The 22,215-nt window shown below is 42.9% G+C and carries 21 protein-coding genes; 10 read left to right on the top strand and 11 right to left on the bottom strand.

Annotation, left to right across the window (positions count from 1 at the left end; all coding sequences use genetic code 11):
• Nucleotides 1-36 precede the first annotated feature (36 nt).
• Nucleotides 37-318: a type B 50S ribosomal protein L31 gene (locus FQ082_RS11825; protein WP_011514517.1), complete on the bottom strand. Its 282-nt coding sequence runs from the start codon at nt 316-318 to the stop codon at nt 37-39.
• 437 nt (nt 319-755) lie between these two features.
• On the opposite strand from FQ082_RS11825, the gene FQ082_RS11820 reads away from it, so the two are divergent.
• The gene (locus FQ082_RS11820) at nt 756-1,379 is read left to right on the top strand and encodes a YceI family protein (RefSeq protein WP_149493228.1); all 624 of its coding nucleotides are present in this window, start codon (nt 756-758) and stop codon (nt 1,377-1,379) included.
• Between the two features lie 120 nt (nt 1,380-1,499).
• Here the strand turns inward: FQ082_RS11820 and FQ082_RS11815 are convergent, their stop codons facing one another.
• Complete coding sequence (locus FQ082_RS11815) at nt 1,500-1,934, bottom strand: hypothetical protein (protein ID WP_149493227.1); 435 nt, start codon at nt 1,932-1,934, stop codon at nt 1,500-1,502.
• Nucleotides 1,935-2,544: 610 nt separating this feature from the next.
• On the opposite strand from FQ082_RS11815, the gene FQ082_RS11810 reads away from it, so the two are divergent.
• Nucleotides 2,545-4,137, top strand: coding sequence for an FAD-dependent oxidoreductase (locus FQ082_RS11810; protein ID WP_149493226.1), 1,593 nt, complete (start codon nt 2,545-2,547; stop codon nt 4,135-4,137).
• Nucleotides 4,138-4,231: 94 nt separating this feature from the next.
• Here FQ082_RS11810 and FQ082_RS11805 read toward each other — a convergent pair whose 3' ends face one another.
• Complete coding sequence (locus FQ082_RS11805; RefSeq protein WP_133104836.1) at nt 4,232-4,909, bottom strand: TIGR00730 family Rossman fold protein; 678 nt, start codon at nt 4,907-4,909, stop codon at nt 4,232-4,234.
• Nucleotides 4,910-5,252: 343 nt separating this feature from the next.
• Between FQ082_RS11805 and FQ082_RS11800 the strand changes: the two genes are divergently transcribed.
• The gene (locus FQ082_RS11800; RefSeq protein WP_149493225.1) at nt 5,253-6,146 is read left to right on the top strand and encodes an alpha/beta fold hydrolase; all 894 of its coding nucleotides are present in this window, start codon (nt 5,253-5,255) and stop codon (nt 6,144-6,146) included.
• 34 nt (nt 6,147-6,180) lie between these two features.
• Here the strand turns inward: FQ082_RS11800 and FQ082_RS11795 are convergent, their stop codons facing one another.
• Complete coding sequence (locus tag FQ082_RS11795; protein WP_149493224.1) at nt 6,181-6,885, bottom strand: putative quorum-sensing-regulated virulence factor; 705 nt, start codon at nt 6,883-6,885, stop codon at nt 6,181-6,183.
• A gap of 341 nt (nt 6,886-7,226) precedes the next feature.
• Between FQ082_RS11795 and FQ082_RS11790 the strand changes: the two genes are divergently transcribed.
• Entirely contained in the window at nt 7,227-7,817 is a 591-nt protein-coding gene (locus tag FQ082_RS11790) for a M23 family metallopeptidase (RefSeq protein WP_020444344.1), read from the top strand.
• Between the two features lie 13 nt (nt 7,818-7,830).
• Here FQ082_RS11790 and phoR read toward each other — a convergent pair whose 3' ends face one another.
• The 3 genes from phoR to dtd form a co-directional block, all read right to left on the bottom strand.
• Nucleotides 7,831-8,901, bottom strand: coding sequence for a phosphate regulon sensor histidine kinase PhoR (phoR, locus tag FQ082_RS11785; RefSeq protein WP_149493223.1), 1,071 nt, complete (start codon nt 8,899-8,901; stop codon nt 7,831-7,833).
• Nucleotides 8,902-9,006: 105 nt separating this feature from the next.
• The gene (phoB, locus tag FQ082_RS11780; protein ID WP_011514526.1) at nt 9,007-9,711 is read right to left on the bottom strand and encodes a phosphate regulon transcriptional regulator PhoB; all 705 of its coding nucleotides are present in this window, start codon (nt 9,709-9,711) and stop codon (nt 9,007-9,009) included.
• Nucleotides 9,712-9,858: 147 nt separating this feature from the next.
• Nucleotides 9,859-10,314, bottom strand: coding sequence for a D-aminoacyl-tRNA deacylase (dtd, locus tag FQ082_RS11775; protein ID WP_149493222.1), 456 nt, complete (start codon nt 10,312-10,314; stop codon nt 9,859-9,861).
• A gap of 186 nt (nt 10,315-10,500) precedes the next feature.
• On the opposite strand from dtd, the gene asd reads away from it, so the two are divergent.
• From asd to phoU, 6 genes are all read left to right on the top strand, one after another.
• Nucleotides 10,501-11,334 (top strand): archaetidylserine decarboxylase, encoded by an 834-nt coding sequence (asd, locus tag FQ082_RS11770; protein ID WP_149493221.1) that lies wholly within the window; start codon nt 10,501-10,503, stop codon nt 11,332-11,334.
• 300 nt (nt 11,335-11,634) lie between these two features.
• Nucleotides 11,635-12,789 (top strand): phosphate ABC transporter substrate-binding protein PstS, encoded by a 1,155-nt coding sequence (pstS, locus tag FQ082_RS11765; RefSeq protein WP_011514529.1) that lies wholly within the window; start codon nt 11,635-11,637, stop codon nt 12,787-12,789.
• Between the two features lie 172 nt (nt 12,790-12,961).
• Complete coding sequence (pstC, locus tag FQ082_RS11760; RefSeq protein WP_011514530.1) at nt 12,962-13,912, top strand: phosphate ABC transporter permease subunit PstC; 951 nt, start codon at nt 12,962-12,964, stop codon at nt 13,910-13,912.
• 83 nt (nt 13,913-13,995) lie between these two features.
• Nucleotides 13,996-14,910 (top strand): phosphate ABC transporter permease PstA, encoded by a 915-nt coding sequence (pstA, locus tag FQ082_RS11755; RefSeq protein WP_149409983.1) that lies wholly within the window; start codon nt 13,996-13,998, stop codon nt 14,908-14,910.
• 286 nt (nt 14,911-15,196) lie between these two features.
• The gene (gene pstB, locus FQ082_RS11750) at nt 15,197-15,955 is read left to right on the top strand and encodes a phosphate ABC transporter ATP-binding protein PstB (RefSeq protein WP_223145362.1); all 759 of its coding nucleotides are present in this window, start codon (nt 15,197-15,199) and stop codon (nt 15,953-15,955) included.
• A 215-nt stretch (nt 15,956-16,170) separates the two neighbouring features.
• Nucleotides 16,171-16,902, top strand: a complete 732-nt coding sequence (gene phoU / locus FQ082_RS11745; RefSeq protein WP_133104844.1) for a phosphate signaling complex protein PhoU — start codon at nt 16,171-16,173, stop codon at nt 16,900-16,902.
• Between the two features lie 104 nt (nt 16,903-17,006).
• Here the strand turns inward: phoU and FQ082_RS11740 are convergent, their stop codons facing one another.
• The 4 genes from FQ082_RS11740 to fadB all read right to left on the bottom strand — a co-directional run bounded on the left by FQ082_RS11740 (nt 17,007) and on the right by fadB (nt 22,137).
• The gene (locus tag FQ082_RS11740) at nt 17,007-17,636 is read right to left on the bottom strand and encodes an HD domain-containing protein (RefSeq protein ID WP_149493220.1); all 630 of its coding nucleotides are present in this window, start codon (nt 17,634-17,636) and stop codon (nt 17,007-17,009) included.
• 185 nt (nt 17,637-17,821) lie between these two features.
• Nucleotides 17,822-18,397, bottom strand: coding sequence for an isochorismatase family protein (locus FQ082_RS11735; RefSeq protein WP_011514535.1), 576 nt, complete (start codon nt 18,395-18,397; stop codon nt 17,822-17,824).
• A gap of 264 nt (nt 18,398-18,661) precedes the next feature.
• A complete protein-coding gene (gene fadA / locus FQ082_RS11730; RefSeq protein ID WP_149493219.1) occupies nt 18,662-19,834 on the bottom strand; it encodes an acetyl-CoA C-acyltransferase FadA in 1,173 nt (390 codons plus the stop codon).
• A gap of 143 nt (nt 19,835-19,977) precedes the next feature.
• Nucleotides 19,978-22,137, bottom strand: coding sequence for a fatty acid oxidation complex subunit alpha FadB (gene fadB, locus FQ082_RS11725; protein WP_149493218.1), 2,160 nt, complete (start codon nt 22,135-22,137; stop codon nt 19,978-19,980).
• Nucleotides 22,138-22,215: the final 78 nt, after the last annotated feature.

The following is a 22,215-nucleotide window of genomic DNA, read 5'->3' as shown; positions in this document are numbered from 1 at the left end:
TACATGCTCAAAATAATATCACACAATACGTGTGAATTATTCTGCAGCGTCAGCATCAGCAGCTTTCTTACGGCCACCAAACGCACCAAAACGTTTGTTGAAGCTTGCAACACGACCTTCAGTAGAAGTTTTACGTTGCTCACCAGTATAGAATGGATGCGACGCACTTGAGATATCAAGTGGGTAGTATGGATATTCTGAACCTTCGTATTCACGAGTGGTTTTGGTTTTAACAGTTGAACGAGTCAAGAAGAACACGTCAGCGTTAGTGTCGTGGAATAAAACTTCTTGGTAATTAGGATGGATATCTTTACGCATAATAAACTCTCTATGTCCGATGTATGTATAACGACTTTGCAAAACAGCATTTTTAACGATGCGTTCAGCAAACGATGACATACGTAACTGAGGCACTAAGGACATTGATAAGTATGGCAGCTGCGTCACTGGCTTATTCCAGCACCCAACACCATTCCTCTGCTCGCTTAGCCTTTCCCCAGCGGGAAAATCAAACCGCGATTTTACCGGTTTTTGGGGTTTGATGCAAGCAGCAGTTGTGAGGGTTATCAGTGCTAATTTGTCACTGCAACATCGATAGTATTGAGGCAGATAGACAAGCTGCGTATAATAATACGTTAGATAATATAATCAATAACTATTAATTTTTAAGATTAATTTAATAATAATATTCAATTAATATTTGTGATTTAATTATCAATATTGGTTGAATACTAACATTTAATGAGGATAAGACAATGAAAGATACAATCGTGAAAAACAGTATAAAAGCTGTTCTATTTGGCTCAGCAATTGCTATGACAACACTGGCAAGTGCGGCGCTGCCAACTCAATGGCAGCTAGATGACGCACATACCCGTGTCGGATTTTCAGTCAATCACTTAGGGTTTTCGACCACCATGGGTCACTTTAATGATGTCAAAGGCATGGTCAATTACAATATTAAAGCACCTAATAAAGCCAATATGAATTTCACTATTGTTACTGACAGTATCGATACCAATTGGGATGCTCGCGATACTCATCTAAAAAAAGATGAGTTTTTTAATGTGGCAAAATATCCAACCATGACTTTTAAATCGACTAACATCACCTTTAAAAATCCACAACAAGCCACGGTCACAGGTGACTTCACTCTACTGGGTCAAACCAAGCCACTGACCCTAGATGTGACTTTGAATAAAATAGCCAATAGCCCGATGACCAAAGAGCCAGTTATTGGTTTTCGTGCCACCGGTATTATTGACCGCGCTGCTTACGGCATGACCGCTTTTGCAAGTGGTATTACGACTGAAGTACCCATTCAAATAGATGGTGAGCTGATTGAGAAAAAAGCGGCGACGAAGAATAAAGCAAAATAGCTTTATACATATCAATGTTATGCTTTTATGAAGTAAGTTTGTAGTTAAAAATATTGCAATAAAAAGCAGCCATTAGATGGCTGCTTTTTTATGGTAAAACTTAGTCTTTATATTCAGACCTTACTTGGTTCTAACGATATGCCAAACACCAAGTTTATTGTCGCCATCTTTATCCCCAACATTGGTGTCATTGGCATAGAAATACAGCGGCTTACCGTTCATGGCCCATTGATACTTGCCGTCTTCACGTTGGAAGGCAGCAAACTGCCCTGAGGCTTTGGCATTGCTAGGTGCCATAAATGCCGGCCAAACTAGCATACAAGCGCTACCACACTCTGATCTATTCATCGAATCTTTATCAAAAGTATACAAAGTCATATGGTTACGAGAATCAACCAACATGCCGTTTTTACTCATGACAGGCGCAGTATTTTTATTGGTTGCTTGCACGTCATGCATACCAGAGTCGTCATTACCGACCATATTGTTTAGCGTTGAACAACCGCTAAGAGCCAACATACCACTAAGAGCGGATAAAACTAAAATATGTTTCATAATAACTTCCTTGTCATTGTCATCATAGATTGTTAATTGTTATTAGATCGTTCTTATCACTCTAGGATTTAAGCCATAATAAATTGCAAGCAAATATCTTAAACCCATTATTGAGATTTTAAATATAGCATAGGATTTATAGCTGTTATTCTTGTCCTCATATAAATTTACAAAAGCCCATAAACATTACAATTTCGCCAAACAAAAATACTTAATACCATCAGTAATTAGCGGTTTTAAGAGAAAGTAAATCTGCTCGTCCCTATGGTAATAATAGGATAACGCTTTTAAATTGAATTAAAGATATTATCTTGATTGAGTAAGTTTATGCCCAATAGAATTGTGGGTTAAACGTTGACAAAAATCATGTATGCACTTACCAATTTGCCATTCTATTCCCCAACGTTTTTTGTAGAATAGCGCTATAGAAATTAAGCATGACTACACAATGGCGAATGTGACCATTGAGATTTATGATCACTGTTGAACTTGACTGCCTCTGCACGCATATCAATATCCATAAGCCACCTCATGCCTATGCCAAGTACCCCTTTAAGTACTGATTTAAGTACCACTTGATGCAAATGCTATTAAGGATATAACCTCGACAATGACTCACTCTCTCATGAATAATCAAGTAATTGCTACTCAACGTGTCGGTATCCTCGGTGGTGGTACGGCGGGGGCAACCATTGCCATTCGATTGGCAGCGTTAGGGCTTGAAACTTATGTGTTCGAAAAAAACAAATCGCTGATTGATGGTCCGCCTATGTGCCATTTGCATGCCGGTGGCAATCTCTATCGCGAAATCCCTGACGAGGACTGCGTCGCCCTTCTCAAACAGTGCATCGATATTTTACGGCTTTATCCTTATACCATTGATGTACGCCCGACCGTATTTGCGGTGCCGACTCGTGATGACGGCTTGCCCGAAGACTTGCTACCGCGGCTTGAGATATTGACCGATGCGTATCGTGAGCTGATTTCTCAAGATGCCAATAACAAAGTACTGGGCGAACCAGAAGATTATTATCAGCTCTACAGCCATGAACAACTGATTGCATTGTCTGAGCGTGAGCAAGTGACTGTGCCAACTACCGTTGATGAATGGATGATACCGGTTGCTAAGTATTTAGATTTAAATAAAGTTAAATTTCCGCTGATTGTGGTACAAGAATATGGCTGGAATATCTTTCGCTTGGCAGCATCGGCGCAATTGGCATTAGATGGTTATGAGCATGCGCATGTCTTTACTGATACTCAAGTAAAGCAGGTCATGCCAGTTGATTGTGAAAACTGCTCAAACGCTGATCATCATGTGACCAAATGGCGTATTGATTATCAGCAAGGCGCTGGTTTAGATCCTGAAGCGCAATCTAATAGCAAAATCGAGTCCATCGAAGTCGATTACCTCGTCAATGCCTGTGGTTTTCGTACAGGGGTTATTGATGATATGGTCGGTGTCAAAGTCACGCGTATGGTAGAATTTAAATCTTCTTATATTACTCATTGGGAAGATACCGGTGGACAGATACCAGAGATTATTGTCTATGGTAATCGCGGTACACCTGAAGGGATGGCACAACTAACCCCTTATCCAGGTGGTTATTTTCAGATACATGGCATGAGTAATTTTATCACGCTATTTAATGATGGCTTGGTGGCTTCAAGCAAAGACAGCGCCCAACCAAAATTGCCGCCGCAATATGTGCACTATATCGAAGATGGTTGGGACAAAGCACCATTACAAGCGCGTAGCCAACAAGCGATCGATTATGTGGCAGAATTTGTACCGACCTTCCATAGTGCCCGTACTGTTGGCAATGCTTTATACGGTGGGCAGCAAATTCCTGGTGAGGATGACACACTGCGGGTCGCTGATGTGAGCTTATACTCTAATATTCGCTATGCCCGTGCTGAAAACGTCAAAGCATCTTCAACTCTAATTGCAGCAGATCAAATCGTTGACGAATTGAGTGAGCTTGGTTTGATTGAACTTGATACGCCCGTGAACCGCAATCGCTATGCTCATGAGTGGGCGTATCTGGCGCACAACGACAGTCTGGCTATTGAGACAGTCGCCCGTGATTTGGCAAAAGAGCGTGGCTTTCCGCTGGCAATGGCAGGCGTCAATCGTGGTATTCGCGAAAAAGCGTTAGAGGATTTAAATATTAATAATAGTTCAGATAATTATAGGACTTAAGAAAGACGTTTTTAATTAACGGACAAAAAAAGGGAAAGAATTGCTTTTTTTAGCCATTCTCTCCCTTTTTTCATATTTGCTTATATATCTGCCTTTAGTTGCCAGCCATCTTTTCTGTATTGACAGCAGCATCTATTTTGACCATCGTCTGCAGTAAATCAATGGCATCACCAATCGTGTTACATACTACCAAGCGCTCAAGATCTTCTTGCTTCATAAAGCCTTGCTCAGTGGTATATTTTAAATGCTCAATCATACGATCATAAAAACCATTAATATTCAAAATAATCATTGGCTTTTCGTGTTGATATAGCTGGCGCCATGTGGCAATTTCCATGATTTCCTCTAAAGTACCAAGTCCACCCGGTAAAGTAATAAAGGCATCAGCATATTCTGCCATCACTGTTTTACGCGTGTGCATGGTATCTGTGAGATGTAAACGGGTCAGCTGCTCATGAGCAATTTCGTGTTTGAGCATAAAGGTTGGAATCACACCGACTGCTTCTGCACCACCTCGAATCACTTCATCAGCCACTGCGCCCATCAGCCCGATACTCGCGCCGCCGTATACCAAACCCATGCCATTGTCTGCTAATGCCACACCAAGCTCTCGTGCGGCTTGCTCATATATGACATCATTACCCAAACGCGACCCACAATAGACCGCAACTAGCGGCATAGTTAACGCTGATTTATCCACGGCTTTTTCGATATTAGTAATATCTTGACTGGTAATCACTTCATACGTGTCATTGTTAATTTTCATTTGCATATAGCTTCCTTAACTTTTATATCAATTGTTTTTATTAAGAACTTGTTTGTTAAAGCATTTTTATCCGTGCATGTTGAATAGTCAAGATAGTTATTCAGTCCAGTCTTAATGGATCATATCATGCAAGGTAAATTGGGATAGAACTTAGAAGTCATATTTGAGCGCCTTCCCTACTGAAATTTATTTTAACATAAGCAATGCTATCACGCGGTCACAACCATTTATCACTACGCAATTACTACATTTTTAAGGCTACACATTGGCAGCTTATTGCAAATTAACACTCTATATTTACTAGCAAAGCTCATTCATAAAAACGATAACAATATAATGAGGTTCAACCATGGAAAAAAGCCCTACTATTACTCAAACAGAGGCTTATTCATTAAGCATTATGACCGATCGCAATCAGGCATTGGCCGCGACTGTCTATCGTCCCAAAACGCCTGTAAAGACGGCCATCATGATAGCGCCAGCGACGGGTATCAAACGTCAGTTTTATCATAACTTTGCCATTTACTTAGCCGAGCATGGCTTTGGCGTACTAACCTTTGACAATGAAGGTATCGGTGAGTCACTCTCAACTGACTTGGCAAAATGTGACGCATCTCTAATCAGCTGGGGTCGCCATGACATGCCAGCCGTCCTTGATACCTTGCAAGATGAATTTACCGATGCCACTTATCATTTGATTGGTCATAGCGCTGGCGGTCAGCTCATTGGTTTGATGCCAAATTCCCAGTCTATTGCTTCAGTATTTAATGTCGCCTGCTCATCGGGTCGCATCAAAAACATGGACATGCCTTATAAGCTTAAGGCCATAGGTTTTATGGAAGCATTTATTCCTCTCACTAACTTGACGCTAGGCTACACGCCATCGGATAAAATCGGCATGGGCGAGCCGCTGCCGCGCGGCGTCGCTCGTCAATGGCGTGAGTGGTGTAATGGCGCAGGTTATATCAAGACCGCCTTTGGGGAAAGTATACACACGCATTTTTATGATGAGATCGATATGCCAGCGTTATGGCTAGGGTTTAGTGATGATGAGATTGCCAATAGCAAAAATATGGATGATATGATTCGCGTTTTTACCAAAATGCCAGTAGAAAAACGCTTTTTAGATCCCAAAGATTTTGGTGTTAGTAGCATCGGTCACATGCGTTATTTTAGCAGCAGGACGAATGCTAAAGCGCCTAAGCTGTGGCAAATGGCGATTGATTGGTTACATAATCAATAGACTTCAGCGCTTATCTAGCAAAGAAGCCGTCTATTTATTCTTTTGCATTGTCTGCCGCTTCTGCCTTGATGCGTTTGGTCAATGCAGAATAAAGCGACGGCTGCATGTTATGGATATTACCCAGCATCCATTTTACATAGCTAATAGGCACCTCTTTAATCACTTTCCCTTTATATTTACCAAAGGGCATTTTACTGACTGGATTGGCTTTATTGGCAATAGCATGCGCTGCTGCAAAATCAGTTGGTGCAATCGCTAAGCGCTCGCAGCAAGCCTGATACAGCAGATAACACATACGAGCATCACCGAGCGCATCATGAGCGGCAATCGTCATCCTACTAGCCTCACCCTTGCCCAATAACTGCTCGATACACTTGGACTGACCATAGGCGCTCCATTCAGGAAACGCGACGCGCGCCAGCCTAACGGTGCAAATTAGCTTAGCGGAAGGACTGCCAATCACCCGCCAATCAAAGCGTACATTATGCCCAATAAGATACTCAGGCAATTCAAACTGCTCAAGCTCAAACCGCTCAAGCCCCGCTACATCGTCATCGGTAATGCCATGGACTCTAATCACAACCGGCGATATCGAGCGCCCACTATTAAAGTATTTCATCCACTCAAAGCCCGTCGCTACGTTAATCGTCGCCACTTGGATAGGACGTGGATCACGACCTTGATCGGTTTCGGTATCGATAATCAGCGCAGTATCGACCATGTTAAAAGCAGCAGCCATAAAAATTTAACCATAGCAAGTTGGACATAAATGACAGGCAGTTTTGCTCGTTTAAAAGGAGCGTTATAATTAATCTACTTTTGAAGGAGCAAAACACTACTGGGGTTAATTATTCGCAGCCTCTGTCTGCGTAGGCACAGCAAGCAAGAAAAATTAACCCCAGTAGTGATTGATAACATTTGTACTTCCTTTATTCAGGACCAACTACATAATAGATGCAATTAGATTCAGTAGCTTTTCATTTATGGGGATAAAAGTCAGATATAACAATGCTATACGAAGAGCCAAAGGTAATATCTATATAATATTAGTGAAAGCAATAACAAGACAAAGAGATGTCGATGCGACCAGATGGCAATCACGAACAACCAAATCCTACGTTTATCAGCCGCGCAATTAGCGTACTTATCAAGGCCGCAGTATTGCTGATGCTATTATTCGTATTTGACAGATTATTACCAAGTATCAGCCAACAAACTCAATCATTTTTCATAGCAAAATGGCAGCAGCTTAGCCTATTGCAACACCCGCTACCAACAGAGAATAGCCTGCCAAATCCGCTACCCAAGCAGCATCTGACTGATACATGGGGCGCTGCTCGTAGTCAAGGTCGCTCACATGAAGGGATTGATATTTTTGCGGCGCGTGGCACACCGATTCAAGCGACGACCCAAGGTATCGTCAGCAAGGTAGGCGAAAATGCGTTAGGCGGTCGCGTCGTTATGATAGTGGGACCAGGCGGCGCAGGACACTATTATGCGCATTTGGAAGACTATGCTGACATTTCTCCCAATGACTGGGTAAATGCCGGTGATACCATTGGTTACGTGGGTGATAGCGGCAATGCTAAAGGCACACCGCCGCATGTTCATTATGGAATTTATATTAATGGTAGCGCGGTAAATCCTTATCCACTTTTGCAAAAGGATTAAAGTGTATCAAGCATTAATTCATTGCGGCAGACCGTACATGGTTATTTGGAAACACGGCACTAAATGTCGAACCAATGCCTTCTACTGACTCAATTTGCAAGCTCGCTTCGTGCTGATATAAGACATGTTTTACAATCGCCAGTCCAAGCCCCGTCCCACCTGTTGCTCGGCTGCGCCCGCTGTCAACGCGATAAAAACGCTCAGTTAAACGGGCAAGATGCTGCGGCGCTATACCGATACCATTATCTTCAACAGCAAATCGGCAGCCCTCAGCAGTCTTAGTCCAGCTAATAGAGATATTGCCACCTTTTGGTGTGTATTTAATCGCGTTAATCACTAGATTGGACAGTGCGCTATTTAGGTACATCTCTGAACCATATAGCCCGTCATAGGTATCAATATGCAAGTGAATCGTATGCTTATATTCTTGATTATACGCCTGCGCATCATCGTAGACATGAGTGAGCAGCTTGGTCATATCGATATCATTAAACGCATGGGTTTCTTCGATTTCGATACGAGACAGTAGCAATAAGTCATTGACCACCCTATTCATGCGTGCCGTTTGCTGAGTCATCAGCTCAAAACCGCGACGCCAATTCGCAGGCATATCTGGCTGATCAGAGAAATTCTCCAGATATCCCATCAAGACCGTCAATGGTGTACGTAGCTCATGCGAGACATTGGCCACAAAGTCGCGGCGCATCGCTTCTAAATGCTGCAAGCGGGTCACATCATAAATGATCAGTAGTTTTTCATCGCCAAATGGCGTCAGCTCACACTTTAAATAACGATTTGGGTCTTGCCAAGAGACGATATGCACACTCTCATCAGCATCGGCATCGATATTAAGCGTCGTTGCCTCCTGATAATACTTAATAAATTCAGGCACTTGAATGAAGTCAAAAATACGCCTGCCTTTATCTGAGGATTGCAACAATAATAAATCCTGCGCCGCTTGGTTCCACCATTCAAGCCCATCATCGTCATTGAGCAAAATCACGGCATCACGTAATGCTCGTAAAGCACTTCTGATTTTTTTAAGTTGGTTGGTGGCACCCTGCTCATTATCTTGGATAGGCATTTTTATTTATCCATTATTTTTTATAATTTTTCTACTATTGGCCGCTCCCGATAAAAGGCGACACTATTAAAAGGTGACACTATACAATATTCATATTACTAGCGATTACCCTTTTTCGATACGGCTAGAAAATCGATAACCTGTACCGCGTACCGTTTGTATCAATGTATCACAATCATGTGGACGTAGTAATGTGCGCAAACGCTTTACGTGAACATCAATGGTTCTATCTTCGATGTAGACGTTACCGCCCCATACTTGATCGAGCAGCTGTGCACGAGTATAAGCGCGTTCAGGATGGCTCATAAAAAACGCCAATAAGCGATATTCTGTCGGACCCATATCGATAATGTCATCACCCACCATAAAGCGTTGGCTTTTGGCATCTAAAGTTAGCCTGCCTATATTGATAGGTTTGTCGCCGCTTAGCGCGTTACTACGTCGCAGTACCGCTTTGATTCTTGAGATAAGCTCACGGGTCGAGAAAGGCTTGGTCATATAATCATCAGCGCCTGCGTCAAGACCATGCACCTTACTGTCTTCTTCACTTTTGGCGGTCAACATAATAACCGGTATCTCGGCGAGCAGCGTATCGCTTTTTAGCATACGGCAAAAATCAATACCACTTTTATCACCGGGTAACATCCAGTCCAATAAAATCAGCGCTGGACGATGATCGACCACTTGTTGGTGCGCCTCTGACACATCCGCTGCCTGCAAACTATCAAAGCCCGCCATCTCTAGGGTCATGACGACCATTTCACGAATGGCATCTTCATCTTCAACAATCAAAATTTGCTCTTTAGACATAATGTATTCTTAATGTTAGAGGACAAAATAGCGTTTATAAAAGCAGTAACAAACGCAAATAAGCGTTTCTTCATTAAAGGGCTTAATTATGACAGCTTAATGACATTTACTCTTAAATTTATAATACTTAGTAGCCATGCTAATGACTTAATGCACTTCTAATAAAAAGTTTAATGGTCCATCATTGACACTCAACACTTGCATATCAGCGCCAAACTGACCCGTTGCAACCGTTAAATACTGCGTCTTTGCATAATCAACCAATTGTGCAAATAAAGCTTGAGCCATATCAGGTGCCATTGCGCTACCAAAGTCAGGGCGGCGACCTTTATCCGTCTTTGCCATCAGAGTAAATTGTGAGACTAATAATAGCCCACCACCGACTTGCTGGACATTTTTATCGAGTTTACCGTATTTGGCTGGATCGTCATCATTATCAAAAAGTCGATAAGTCAAGATTTTATCAATTATGCGCTGCGCACTTTGTAGGTTATCATCGTGTCCCAAGCCGATATAGGCCAGCACACCTTGCTCAATAGCACCAACCTCCTGCCCATCAACGCTGACACTGGCATATTTGACTCGCTGAATAAGAGCTCTCATTGCTTACTTCCTTTAACGATTATGGTCATACAGTCTGCTGCGGACCATGATAAAATACAATTATCTGTGCATGTACTTATGATTATGTTTATAAATAAATCTAGCTATAAAACTGCCTATCTATGATGTTTTAATACAACTTTTTATTTTAATAACTATTTCTAATCCCTACTTTGGTCATCTATTATGAATGTATTTACTACCTTACAGCAATTTGTCCCGCAGCAAAAAATCAGTAAAGTCGCTGGGCGTTTAGCTGCCAGTCGCCACCCTTGGGTTAAGCGTACGTTTATCCGCAGTTTTGCCAAAGCGTATGATGTTAGCTTAGATGAATATGAGCGTCAAAGCCTAAACGCTTATGAGAGCTTTAATGATTTCTTTACTCGTGAGCTCCAAGATAATGCCCGTATTATCGATGCCAGTATCAATGGTATTGTCAGTCCTGCGGATGGCATGATTTCGCAGCTTGGGCAGATTCATGACCATAAGCTACTGCAAGCCAAAGGTCGTGACTATGATATCGGTCAGCTCTTAGCTGATAGCGCAGATGGCGATTATTTTGCGGATGGTAGTTTTGCTACGGTCTATCTTGCTCCAAGCAACTATCACCGTGTGCATATGCCATTTGACGGTATATTAACCAAGACCCGCTATGTACCTGGTACACTATTTTCGGTCAATAATACCACGGCTGCTAATGTACCGGATTTGTTTGCTCGTAACGAGCGCCTCGTCTGTCTGTTTGATACCGCCTATGGCAAAGCGGCGGTAGTGATGGTCGGTGCAATGATTGTCGCTGGGATTGAGACGGTCGCGACGGGTAAAATTAGCCGTACCGATGATATTCAAGAAGTAGGCCATAATATGAGCTTTAAAAAAGGTGACGAGCTTGGTCGTTTTTATTTAGGTTCAACCGCAATTGTAGTACTGCCAAAAGCAGCAAAAACGGATTGGCAAGATACCATGCAGCATGGCTCAATCGTTCAAATGGGGCAACTGTTGGGTAGCGCTAAAACCTAATACCATTTATCTAAGTAAAAAACTTGTGTAATAAGTAATATTGAAAAAAAATGAGCATAGACAGTAATCAGAATACTGCCTATGCTTTTTTTGTGCCCACTCCTTTCTTATGTTTTTTAACACTGTCTTTTTTCAGTCGTTTTTTTTGATAGTAAGGCTTTATGTCATCAAACTGTCATATTTATTTGGCACAATCTCCTTATTAACCGCAGAGCATCATTTCAGCAAACCCCAGAAAACCATTGTCATTGTTATTTATAAATGCTTGATACTCAAAATTGATTAATTTTAGGAGAAATAATGCGTTATTCATTCATGGCAGTAGCAATCGCTAGCACTTTGACATTAGCCGCTTGTAACCAAACGACTAGCAACAACGAGAGCGATAAAACCGACGAAGCAGCCACAACAGCACCATCAAACACTGCTGTGAGTAGCGACGCTAGTGCTAGCTCAGCTGAAAGTGCATCGATGAGTATTACCGGTGCTGGTGCTTCTTTTCCACAGCCTATCTATGCTAAGTGGTCAGATGCCTACAATAAAGCCACAGGTGGTCAAGTGAACTATCAGTCTATTGGCTCATCGGGTGGTATCAAACAAATCGTTGCTAAGACCGTAGATTTTGGGGCATCTGATGCGCCGATGACACCAGAAGAGTTGAACGAAGCCGGTCTGATACAGTTCCCAAGCGTCATCGGTGGCGTGGTACCTATTGTTAATATCGATGGTATTGAGCCCGGTCAGTTAAAGCTCGATGGCAAAATGCTTGCTGATATTTATCTGGGTAAAATCAGCAAATGGAACGATCCTGCAATCGCGGCGATGAATCCTGAACTTAAATTACCAGATGCTGCCATTACCACGGTGTTTCGCTCAGATGGTTCTGGTACAACCTTTAACTTCACTGATTATTTAGCCAAAGTGTCAAGCGATTGGAATGACAGTGTAGGCGTCGATAAGACCGTCAAATGGCCAACGTCGGCTACCGGTGCGGGTGGTAAAGGTAATGAAGGTGTGTCGAGCTATGTCACGCGTATGAAAAACTCTATCGGCTATGTTGAATACGCTTACGCTAAGCAAAACGGTATGGCACACGTCGCCCTGAAAAATGCTGCGGGCAATGTCGTACAACCTTCTGCCAAAACCTTTGCAGCAGCAGGTGACATCGATTGGTCACAGCAAGAAGGCTTTTATAAAGTCATTACCAACTCTGAAACAGCGCAAGCTTGGCCAATCGCCGCCGCCACTTTTATCTTAGTACACAAGCAGCCACAAGATGCCAAACAAGTCGCTGGTGTATTGAAGTTCTTTGACTGGGCTTATGAGCAAGGTGATGACGACGCTATGGCGCTTGATTACGTACCGTTCTCTGATACTGCAGTTGCCTTATTTAAAGCAAAATGGAGTGAGGTCAAAGGCAGTGACGGCCAACCTGTCTATAAGCCTGCACAGTAACCTGTTTATACTAGTGATTGCATAATCACTGTCGAGCCAACCTCTCAAACCACTATTCTCCGGTAGGGGTTTGAGAGGTTTTATCACAGAAAATTTAAAGATTTTTTTAAGTTTGTTGTGATAAAACCTCTTTTACTATTTTGACTTGATTCTATTCAACGCTGAGACACTTATGAATGATTTAAGGTCCCAACTGGCTAAACAAAAACGTTACGATGCTATCTTTGTCAATGCGACTAAAGCATTTGCAATCTTGGTGCTATTGTCACTTGGTGGCATCCTGCTCTCATTAATCGTGGGCGCTTGGCCCAGTATCACTGAATTTGGACTGGGATTTTATACTAGCAATAACTGGGATACAGTGAACGATCAATACGGGGCGCTTGCACCTATTTACGGTACGATTGTCACCTCCCTTATTGCAATCGCTATTGCTGTGCCAGTGAGCTTTGGTATTGCTATCTTTTTGACCGAACTGTGCCCTAACTTCTTAAAAAAGCCATTGGGCATCGCCATTGAGCTGTTGGCAGGTATTCCTTCTATTATTTATGGCATGTGGGGTTTGTTTGTCTTTGCACCGTATTTTAGCGAACACATTCAGCCATGGTTGATTGAAAACATTGGTCCTCTGCCTATTATCGGGCAAGTATTCACTGGTGCACCAATGGGGCTTGGTATGTTTACCGCCTCCTTGGTACTGGCAATTATGATTATTCCTTTTATTGCCGCCACCATGCGGGATGTTTTTTCTGTGGTGCCTGATTTATTAAAAGAATCTGCGTATGGCATGGGTGCGACGACGTGGGAAGTGATGTTCAAAATTATCTTACCTTATACTAAAGCTGGCGTGGTCGGTGGTGTGATTTTAGGGCTTGGACGCGCATTGGGCGAGACGATGGCTGTGACTTTCTTAATCGGTAATGCCTTTAATATCAGCCCAAGTCTGTTTACCTCTGGGGTGACGATTACCTCTGCGCTCGCCAATGAATTTGCCGAAGCATCAAGTGAATTGCATTTGGCATCCCTATTACATTTGGGTTTAATCCTATTTGTTATTACCTTTATTGTCTTGTCCATCTCTAAGCTAATGCTTATGCGTATCGACCAAAAAGCCGGTCACTAAGTAGCGCCAATATCTTGTTATAAAGCAAGCATGTTAATCAACCACTTAACCCAATCCTTCGACCAACAAAGGACAAACGCCTAATGACTTTAGCGACTGTCACGACTGATAACGACCAAACCAGCCAGCCGACTTCACGCTTTGAAGACCGCTACAACAAGCGTTTATATCATAAGCGTCGCCTGATCAATAGATTGGGGCTTGGTTTTGCCATCTCAGCTATCGCTTTTGGTTTGTTCTGGCTGACATGGATTTTGCTGACGCTTTTTGTTGAGGGTTTTCAAGGGTTAATCGAGATGCCGGTATTTATGGCAGATACACCACCGCCTATGGGCGACGGCGGTTTGCGTAACGCCATTATTGGTTCATTGATGATCGCCTTGTTAGGTCTCGCGATTGGTACGCCGATTGGAATGATGGCGGGCATCTATTTAGCGGAGTTCTCACAAGGCAGCTTGTTGGGTAAAGTTACTCGCTTTTTAAACGATATCTTGCTGTCAGCGCCCTCTATCGTGATTGGTCTTTTTGTTTATGCATTGATGGTGAAAGGTCAAAGCTTCTCCGGCTGGGCTGGTGCAGTTGCGCTTGCTTTGATTGTGATTCCAATTGTCGTGCGCACCACTGAGAATATGCTCAACCTTGTACCCAATACTTTACGTGAAGCGGCGTATGCACTCGGTACGCCAAAGTGGAAGCTGATCAGCACGGTCACGCTTAAAGCGGCTAAAGCAGGTCTGACTACAGGGGTGCTATTGGCGTTTGCCCGTATCACTGGCGAGACCGCGCCCTTGCTATTTACGGCGTTAAACAATCAGTATTTCAGCACCGATATGAGCCAACCGATGGCAAACTTGCCAAACACTATCTATCAGTTTGCCATGAGCCCTTATGACAACTGGCATGCATTGGCATGGGCGGCAGCATTACTGATTACCATGACAGTACTGATAGTCAATATTCTCGCGCGCTTTATTGGCGGTAAAGATCACACAAGATAGCTGATTTAAGAATTGACTAAGCAGCCAATTTATAGCGCACGTTTAGTACTTATGTTCAGCACCTATAGACAACATTCTAAAATAATTGGATATGATGATGACAGACTTACTAGAAAGAAAAGCGGTTAAGCAAAAAGTTACGCAAGAGAATAAGCAAAACGTCAGTCAACGTGGTTTATTTGGTCAATCATTTTCCAATAGAGATCAAGGAAGTCAGAAGCCTCAAGGGCAGCAGCCTGACAGTGCTTTTTTGACTCAGCAAACCGTAGCAGATATCCCTCAGCATATGCCACCTGCCAAGATGAGTATTCGAGATCTCAATTTCTATTATGGTGACTTTCAAGCGCTAAAAAATATTAATATTGATATTCCAGACAAAAAAGTGACTGCCTTTATCGGGCCTTCAGGTTGCGGTAAATCCACACTATTACGTACGTTTAATCGTATGTATGATCTATATCCCGGTATGCGTGCAGAAGGTAATATCAACCTCGATGGCAAAAATATCTTGGGCAAAGACATCGATGTGAACTTGCTACGCGCACAAGTCGGCATGGTCTTTCAAAAACCGACGCCATTTCCAATGTCCATCTATGACAACGTGGCATTTGGCGTACGCCTCTACGAGAAGCTAAGCAAAGCTGAGATGGATAATCGTGTCGAATGGGCACTCAAAAAGGCGGCTTTATGGGTTGAGGTAAAAGACAAACTTCGTGCATCAGGATTGTCGTTATCCGGTGGTCAACAACAGCGGCTTTGTATCGCTCGCGGTGTGGCGACAAAACCTGAAGTACTGCTCCTAGATGAGCCAACCTCAGCGCTCGACCCTATCTCGACAGGCGCGATTGAAGAGCTCATTACCGATTTAAAAAATGACTATACGATTGCTATCGTGACCCACAATATGCAGCAAGCGGCACGCGTCTCTGACTATACCGCCTATATGTATTTGGGCGATATGGTAGAGATGGGTGAGACGGATCAGATATTTACCAACCCCGCTCAAAAGGCGACTGAAGACTATATTACTGGTCGCTATGGTTAAAAAAGTTTGTATAAATATAGTCAGTCCTAAATACAATAAGTACAAATATCATAACGCGCTACTAGGATAAATTTTTCTTGCTTGCTGTGCCTACGCAGACAGAGGCGGCACAAAACTTATCCCAGTAGCACTGTGTTTGATTTGTAGTGGATTGACTATAGATGTATTTTTTATGCTTATATCCTATTTAAATCTACAAGAATAAGGAAGCCGCCATGCTAATAACGCAAAAACATTTATCAAAGGGTTTTGATAATGACTTACATGATGTGATTGAGCTGTTTATGCAAATGGGTTACATGGCAGCAGAGCAAGTCATGGTTGCAACCCGCGCTTTGATAGCTGCAGATGAAGCGACCGCGAAAAAAGTGATTGCAGACGACCAGCTGATTAATCAGCTAGATATTAAAATCGATGAGCAAATCATTTTGTTAGTCACCAAGCGCCAACCCGCAGCAAATGACTTGCGTTTAGTGATGGCGGTTAGCAAAGGTATTGTTGACTTTGAACGTGTGGGTGATGAAGCCGAAAAAATCGCTCGTATGGCCTGCAAATTAATTAAAGACGGCGCTTCTCCAAGAGGATATTCAGAGGTTCAGCATTTATCCAACAAGGTGCACGTGATGCTACTTGATGCGATTGACGCCTTCTCGCATATGAATCCTCAGCAGGCATTTTCGGTATTGCAAAGTGATGTGGCGGTTAATGAAGAGTATCAATCTGCCACTCGAGCCTTGCTGACCTATATTATGGAAGACAGCCGCCACGTGTCCAGAGTGATGAATATACTTTGGGTATTGCGCGCCCTAGAACGTGTGGGCGATCATGCTAAAAACATTGCTGAGCTGGTTATTTTTTGCACCAGCGGCAAAGATGTGCGGCATACAAATTTTATGCAAGTAGAAAAAATCGTCCAGCAAACCACGGATGCTAGTAGTAATAAATGACATTTTAAATAGTATTTTCTTTATCGCACACGATGGTCCGTTTAAAACATAGTCCGTTCAAAATAAAAAATACACGCTTTTAGTAATGCGATACTGCTATAAATTTAACCATCAATCAACCAGCCCTGCGCGGTGGCAAATTCAATCTGCCGTGCCTGCCACTCATAAATACTCGGAAAGCTGTCCTTAATAAAGGCATGCGCGCCAGCTACTTGCGAGCGCGTAACATTACCCTCAAGCCACGTTTTTCCGTTGGTATTTAAATTAAGCAAAAATGGCAACAAGCGATCAACCACTTTCAGCAGCTGGGTTTCTTTGCTGCTGCCAGTTTCCTGCTCTTCCCAAATCTCATTTAAATCTTTAATGCCATTACCACGTTCAGCTTGTAAGCGCGCAATACCAGCCCGTTCTTCAACGTGCGCATCAGTGCGTGTATCGGCATATAAAAAAGTATCGCCCGCATCAATTTCACCCAAATCATGCACCAGTGCCATCTTAAGCAATTTTTCATGATTGACGTCCAACTCAAACAATTCAGCGATTGACCAACATGCCATAGCGAGATGCCAAGAATGCTCGGCTGAGTTCTCCAAGCGAGTCGTACCTGTCACATAGCTACGTCGATTGACACGTTTAAGCGCATCCAGCTCTAACAGATAATGAGTGACATGATCTATATCAATGTTTGAGGCAAGCGTTGGGTTAGTGAATGACATGGAATTAGCTGATGACATAATTTTTCTCTTAATTTTTCTACTAATGTATAGCGCTTCATTCTACTTTTACGCATAAGCATTTATTATACATTTTATAAACGCTATACAAGAAGACGCTAACCTATCGTTAATTGGCGTTATCATAAAAATAAAATAGCGCTTATGTTAGTAAGCGCTATTTTATTTTAAATCGAGTGAAAAGACTATTTAATCAAGTTACTAATGGTTTTAAAAGCAGGGTCTTTGCTACTACGGCATAGCTCAAACAAAATGGTTTCAACCGTCGTAATCACCCCGCCAGCACGGCGAATACGGCGAATTGCTTGCTTTTTATCATAAGGAAAACGCGAACCGACGGCATCACCAATAATAACCGGCTGCATACCGTTATCAAGCAAATCAAGCGCAGTTTGTAGCACGCAGACATGTGCTTCTACACCGAATAATAAAATGATGCTTCGATTCTGCTGTGCAAGATGATTCCATGAATCGTCATTGTCGCAGGCACTAAAGGTGACTTTTTCAAAACCTTTGGCATTATCGCCTTCTAATAACTCACAAATTTCAGGCAATGTCTCGCCTAAGCCCTTTTTATATTGCTCATTAAGCATAATGGGAACGTCAAGCGCTTGCAGACCTTTAATCAAAGTCGTTATTTTTTTGAGAATATTTTCATGATCATAGATATGCGGAGTCAGACGTTCTTGGACGTCGATTATCATCGCTTGGGTATTTTCACGGTCAATACGGTAGGTACGATCAGTAATCATGGTGGACATAGTACACTCCTTGTACGGCTGAAGCTGACGGCTCTAAACTGATTTAGAATGAATATCAGACTTAAAATTATAATAGTTAATTACTCTCTTATTTAGTCACAGTTTAGCGAATGCGTCAATGGAGATAAGCGATAGTAACAACTTATGACCTTTTTATTCTAAGTAAACCACTATGATCCCTAAATACAAAAACCCCCAGTTATGATAACTAGGGGTTCATATTAGAGCGCTTAACTATTTTAAAATTATTGCAATACTATAGGCTTAAACACGCTCAATAATAGTCGCGATACCTTGGCCAAGACCGATACACATCGTTGCTAGACCGATTTCAGTATCTGATTGCTCCATGGCATTTAGCAAAGTAACCGTGATACGAGCACCTGAACAACCTAGTGGATGTCCTAATGCAATCGCGCCACCATTGATGTTGACGATGTCTTGCTTGTCCGTCAAGTTCAAGGCTTTAAGTACTGATAAGCCTTGCGCTGCAAACGCTTCGTTTAGCTCGATGGTTTGCATATCATCGATGCTCATGCCAGCACGCTTAAGTGCTTTTTGCGTCGCAGGTACTGGACCGTAGCCCATGATAGCGGCATCACAACCAGCAATTGCCATGCTACGAATGCGAGCACGTGGCTTTAGACCTAGTTCTTTGGCTTTTTGCGCGCTCATAATTAGCATCGCTGATGCGCCATCAGATAATGCAGATGAGGTAGCAGCAGTTACCGTACCGCCTACTGGATCAAAGGCTGGACGTAGCTTTTGCATTTGCTCCATCGTCGCATCAGGACGAATCACTTCATCGACAGTACATAGTTGCAAGCGACCTACTTCGTCATGACCTTCGATACCGATGATTTCATTGTCAAAACGACCTTCAGTGGTAGCAGCCCATGCACGGCGATGTGACTCAAGACCAAAGGCATCTTGCTCTTCGCGAGTGATGTTATTCATACGACCAAGCATTTCAGCGGTCAAACCCATCATGTTTGAGGCTTTTGCATAATGCTTTGACGCTTCAGGATTCAGATCAACGCCATGCATCATGCCGACGTGGCCCATGTGCTCTACACCACCGATGATGAAAACATCACCTTGATTGGTCATGATTTGGGCAGCGGCAGTGTGTAGCGCCTGCATAGATGAACCACATAGACGGTTAACGGTTTGACCGCCCGCAGTCTTTGGGATACCAGCCAGCAGACCGATGTTACGACCGATGTTCAAGCCTTGCTCTAGAGTCTGGTTGACACAACCCCAGATGATGTCTTCAACGTCGCGTGGATCGAAATCGTTACGTTCAACCAATGCACGTACCAATTCAGCAGACATGCTATCAGCGCGAACATGACGGAACATACCGTTTTTAGTTTTACCCATTGCTGAGCGTACACCATCTACGATGACCACGTCTTTTGGACTTAAAATTGTCATACTATATTCCTTTTCAATTTTTATTGTCAGTGGCAGTACTGTAATGCTCGCCTATCTAATTTAGAAGGTTATTGATAATAAATAAATTACCAATCATCTTATCGAGCATGTGTACTGCACTTCATCCTAGTAATGACTGCCTATTACGCGGTAGCGTAAAAGGTCTCGCCTGCTGCTGCCATATCGCGAATTTTTTGCGGGGCTTCATAGGCTTTGCCAAGGTATGCGTATTTTTCACACAATGCCAAGTAGTTATCTAGACCCATTTGGTCGATATAACGGCAAGGTCCACCGCGGAATGGCGGGAAACCAACGCCCATAATCATCGCCATATCTGCTTCTGACGGCGTGCTGACGATATTGTCTTCTAGGCAACGTACAGTTTCATTACAGAAAGCCAGCATGGTGCGGTCGATAATCGCTTGATCTTCAAAGGTCTGCTTGTCGCTATCAGTCGTGGTTTTTAATAACTCATAAGTCGCTTCATCAGCAACTTTTTTAGGCTTGCCGCGTTTGTCCATTTCATACTTATAGAAACCAACGCCGTTTTTCTGACCTAGGCGCTTGTTTTCATATAAATGCTCGATAGCGCCTTTATAATCAGGCTTCATGCGGTCAGGGAAACCTTCTGCCATGACTTCTGCGCCGTGTACGCCAGTATCCAAACCAACGACGTCGATTAGGTAGGCAGGACCCATCGGCCAGCCGAATTTTTCCATGACTTTATCGACATGAGCAAAATCAGCACCTTGTTTAAGTAGCAAATCAAAGGCACCAAAGTATGGGAACAATACACGGTTTACCAAGAAACCTGGGCAGTCATTCACGACGACAGGCACTTTGCCCATTTTTGTGGCCAAAGCAACGGTCGTTGAAATAGCTTCCTCAGAAGATTTTTCACCGCGAATAACTTCTACTAGCGGCATACGGTTTACTGGGTTGAAAAAATGCATACCGACGAAGTTTTCTGGACGCTCAAGCGCTTCCGCTAAGAAAGTAATAGAAATCGTTGAAGTGTTTGACGCTAGGATACAATCGTCTTTTACCAAGCCTTCGACTTCTTTTAGTACCGCACGCTTCACGTTTGGATTTTCTACAACTGCTTCGATGACGATATCAGTTTCAGCAAAATCGCCATAGTTTAGCGTTGGACGGATACGGCTTAAGGTTTCACCCATTTTTGCTGGGGTCATTTTGCCGCGATCGACCATTTTGCCAAGTAATTTGCTGGCTTCACCCATACCAAGGTCTAATTGCTCAGACTTGATGTCTTTCATGATGATTGGCAAGCCTTTGCTGGCTGCTTGATAAGCGATACCGCCGCCCATGATACCAGCGCCTAGTACTGCCGCTTCATTGATTTCATGTGCTTTTTTGCTGTGCTGTTTGGCTAACTTTTTAACCAATTGGTCGCTTAAGAATAAACCAACCAAGCTTTCTGCTTGTGGGGTTTTCGCCGCTTTTGCAAAACCTGCCGCTTCTACTTCGATTGCTTTATCACGTGGTAAGTTAACGTGTTTTTCGATAGCAGCGATAGCTAGTGCTGGCGCAGGATATTGCTTAGGATTGGCTTTGGCAAAGATCATACCTTTTGCGCTGTTAAATGCCATTGCTTGCTCAAGCTGATTTAGCTTAACAGGAACGAGCTTTTCTTCTCGTTTCGCTTGCCAATCAAGCTCACCTGAGATACATTTTTTGACCAAATCAATGGCAGCATCTTGCAAGTCATCAGCAGCAACAGTCGCATCAACCAAGCCTAGCTTTAGTGCATCGAGTGCTTTCTTTGGTGTACCAGTCGCAATCAGCTCAAGCGCATTATCAATACCAATGACACGCGTACTACGAACCGTACCACCAAAGCCTGGGAAGATACCCAATTGAGTTTCTGGTAGACCGATGATGGCTTTATCGCTCATGACGCGATATTCACAAACTAAGGTCATCTCACAACCACCGCCAAGCGCTGCGCCATTGATAGCAGCTACTTTCGGGAAAGGCAAATCTTCAAAGCGATTGAAGGCGTCATTGATATCAATAACCCAATCTTTGATTTCTTCTTCTGATTGCTTAAAAGAAGCCACAAACTCTGTGATGTCCGCCCCAGCAATAAAGACGCCTTTGCTTGACGTGACGATTAAGCCTTTAATGTCATCTGCTTTTTCTAACGCATTAACAACTTCAGCAAACTGCTTATTGGTCTCAGTGTCAAACTTGTTCACGCTCTCATTTTCGGCGTTGTATTGCATGTTGGCGATGCCATCCTCTAGCATTGTCACCGTAATGCGATTTCCTTGGTATACCATTTGGAACTCCTTGCTATATAACGAAAGCTACGTTTTAAAATTAAAATAAATAGCCAGTTATTGTTAGAAAAATGGGTA

The sequence above is a fragment of the Psychrobacter sp. ANT_H56B genome, assembly GCF_008369245.1.
Taxonomy (GTDB): Bacteria; Pseudomonadota; Gammaproteobacteria; order Pseudomonadales; family Moraxellaceae; genus Psychrobacter; species Psychrobacter cryohalolentis.
This window is presented reverse-complemented; position numbering and strand designations above follow the sequence as displayed.

Excerpts from the sequence above, each read along its gene's own strand:
- asd (WP_149493221.1), top strand. The coding sequence starts at position 10,501 with ATGAATGTATTTACTACCTTACAGCAATTTGTCCCGCAGCAAAAAATC.
- pstC (WP_011514530.1), top strand. The coding sequence starts at position 12,962 with ATGAATGATTTAAGGTCCCAACTGGCTAAACAAAAACGTTACGATGCT.
- phoR (WP_149493223.1), bottom strand. The coding sequence starts at position 8,901 with ATGCCTATCCAAGATAATGAGCAGGGTGCCACCAACCAACTTAAAAAA.
- FQ082_RS11825 (WP_011514517.1), bottom strand. The coding sequence starts at position 318 with ATGCGTAAAGATATCCATCCTAATTACCAAGAAGTTTTATTCCACGAC.
- FQ082_RS11800 (WP_149493225.1), top strand. The coding sequence starts at position 5,253 with ATGGAAAAAAGCCCTACTATTACTCAAACAGAGGCTTATTCATTAAGC.
- phoU (WP_133104844.1), top strand. The coding sequence starts at position 16,171 with ATGCTAATAACGCAAAAACATTTATCAAAGGGTTTTGATAATGACTTA.
- FQ082_RS11805 (WP_133104836.1), bottom strand. The coding sequence starts at position 4,909 with ATGCAAATGAAAATTAACAATGACACGTATGAAGTGATTACCAGTCAA.
- FQ082_RS11795 (WP_149493224.1), bottom strand. The coding sequence starts at position 6,885 with ATGGCTGCTGCTTTTAACATGGTCGATACTGCGCTGATTATCGATACC.
- FQ082_RS11740 (WP_149493220.1), bottom strand. The coding sequence starts at position 17,636 with ATGTCATCAGCTAATTCCATGTCATTCACTAACCCAACGCTTGCCTCA.
- FQ082_RS11735 (WP_011514535.1), bottom strand. The coding sequence starts at position 18,397 with ATGTCCACCATGATTACTGATCGTACCTACCGTATTGACCGTGAAAAT.
- pstB (WP_223145362.1), top strand. The coding sequence starts at position 15,197 with ATGCCACCTGCCAAGATGAGTATTCGAGATCTCAATTTCTATTATGGT.
- FQ082_RS11790 (WP_020444344.1), top strand. The coding sequence starts at position 7,227 with ATGCGACCAGATGGCAATCACGAACAACCAAATCCTACGTTTATCAGC.
- FQ082_RS11820 (WP_149493228.1), top strand. The coding sequence starts at position 756 with ATGAAAGATACAATCGTGAAAAACAGTATAAAAGCTGTTCTATTTGGC.
- pstA (WP_149409983.1), top strand. The coding sequence starts at position 13,996 with ATGACTTTAGCGACTGTCACGACTGATAACGACCAAACCAGCCAGCCG.
- pstS (WP_011514529.1), top strand. The coding sequence starts at position 11,635 with ATGCGTTATTCATTCATGGCAGTAGCAATCGCTAGCACTTTGACATTA.
- FQ082_RS11810 (WP_149493226.1), top strand. The coding sequence starts at position 2,545 with ATGACTCACTCTCTCATGAATAATCAAGTAATTGCTACTCAACGTGTC.
- dtd (WP_149493222.1), bottom strand. The coding sequence starts at position 10,314 with ATGAGAGCTCTTATTCAGCGAGTCAAATATGCCAGTGTCAGCGTTGAT.
- fadB (WP_149493218.1), bottom strand. The coding sequence starts at position 22,137 with ATGGTATACCAAGGAAATCGCATTACGGTGACAATGCTAGAGGATGGC.
- phoB (WP_011514526.1), bottom strand. The coding sequence starts at position 9,711 with ATGTCTAAAGAGCAAATTTTGATTGTTGAAGATGAAGATGCCATTCGT.
- fadA (WP_149493219.1), bottom strand. The coding sequence starts at position 19,834 with ATGACAATTTTAAGTCCAAAAGACGTGGTCATCGTAGATGGTGTACGC.
- FQ082_RS11815 (WP_149493227.1), bottom strand. The coding sequence starts at position 1,934 with ATGAAACATATTTTAGTTTTATCCGCTCTTAGTGGTATGTTGGCTCTT.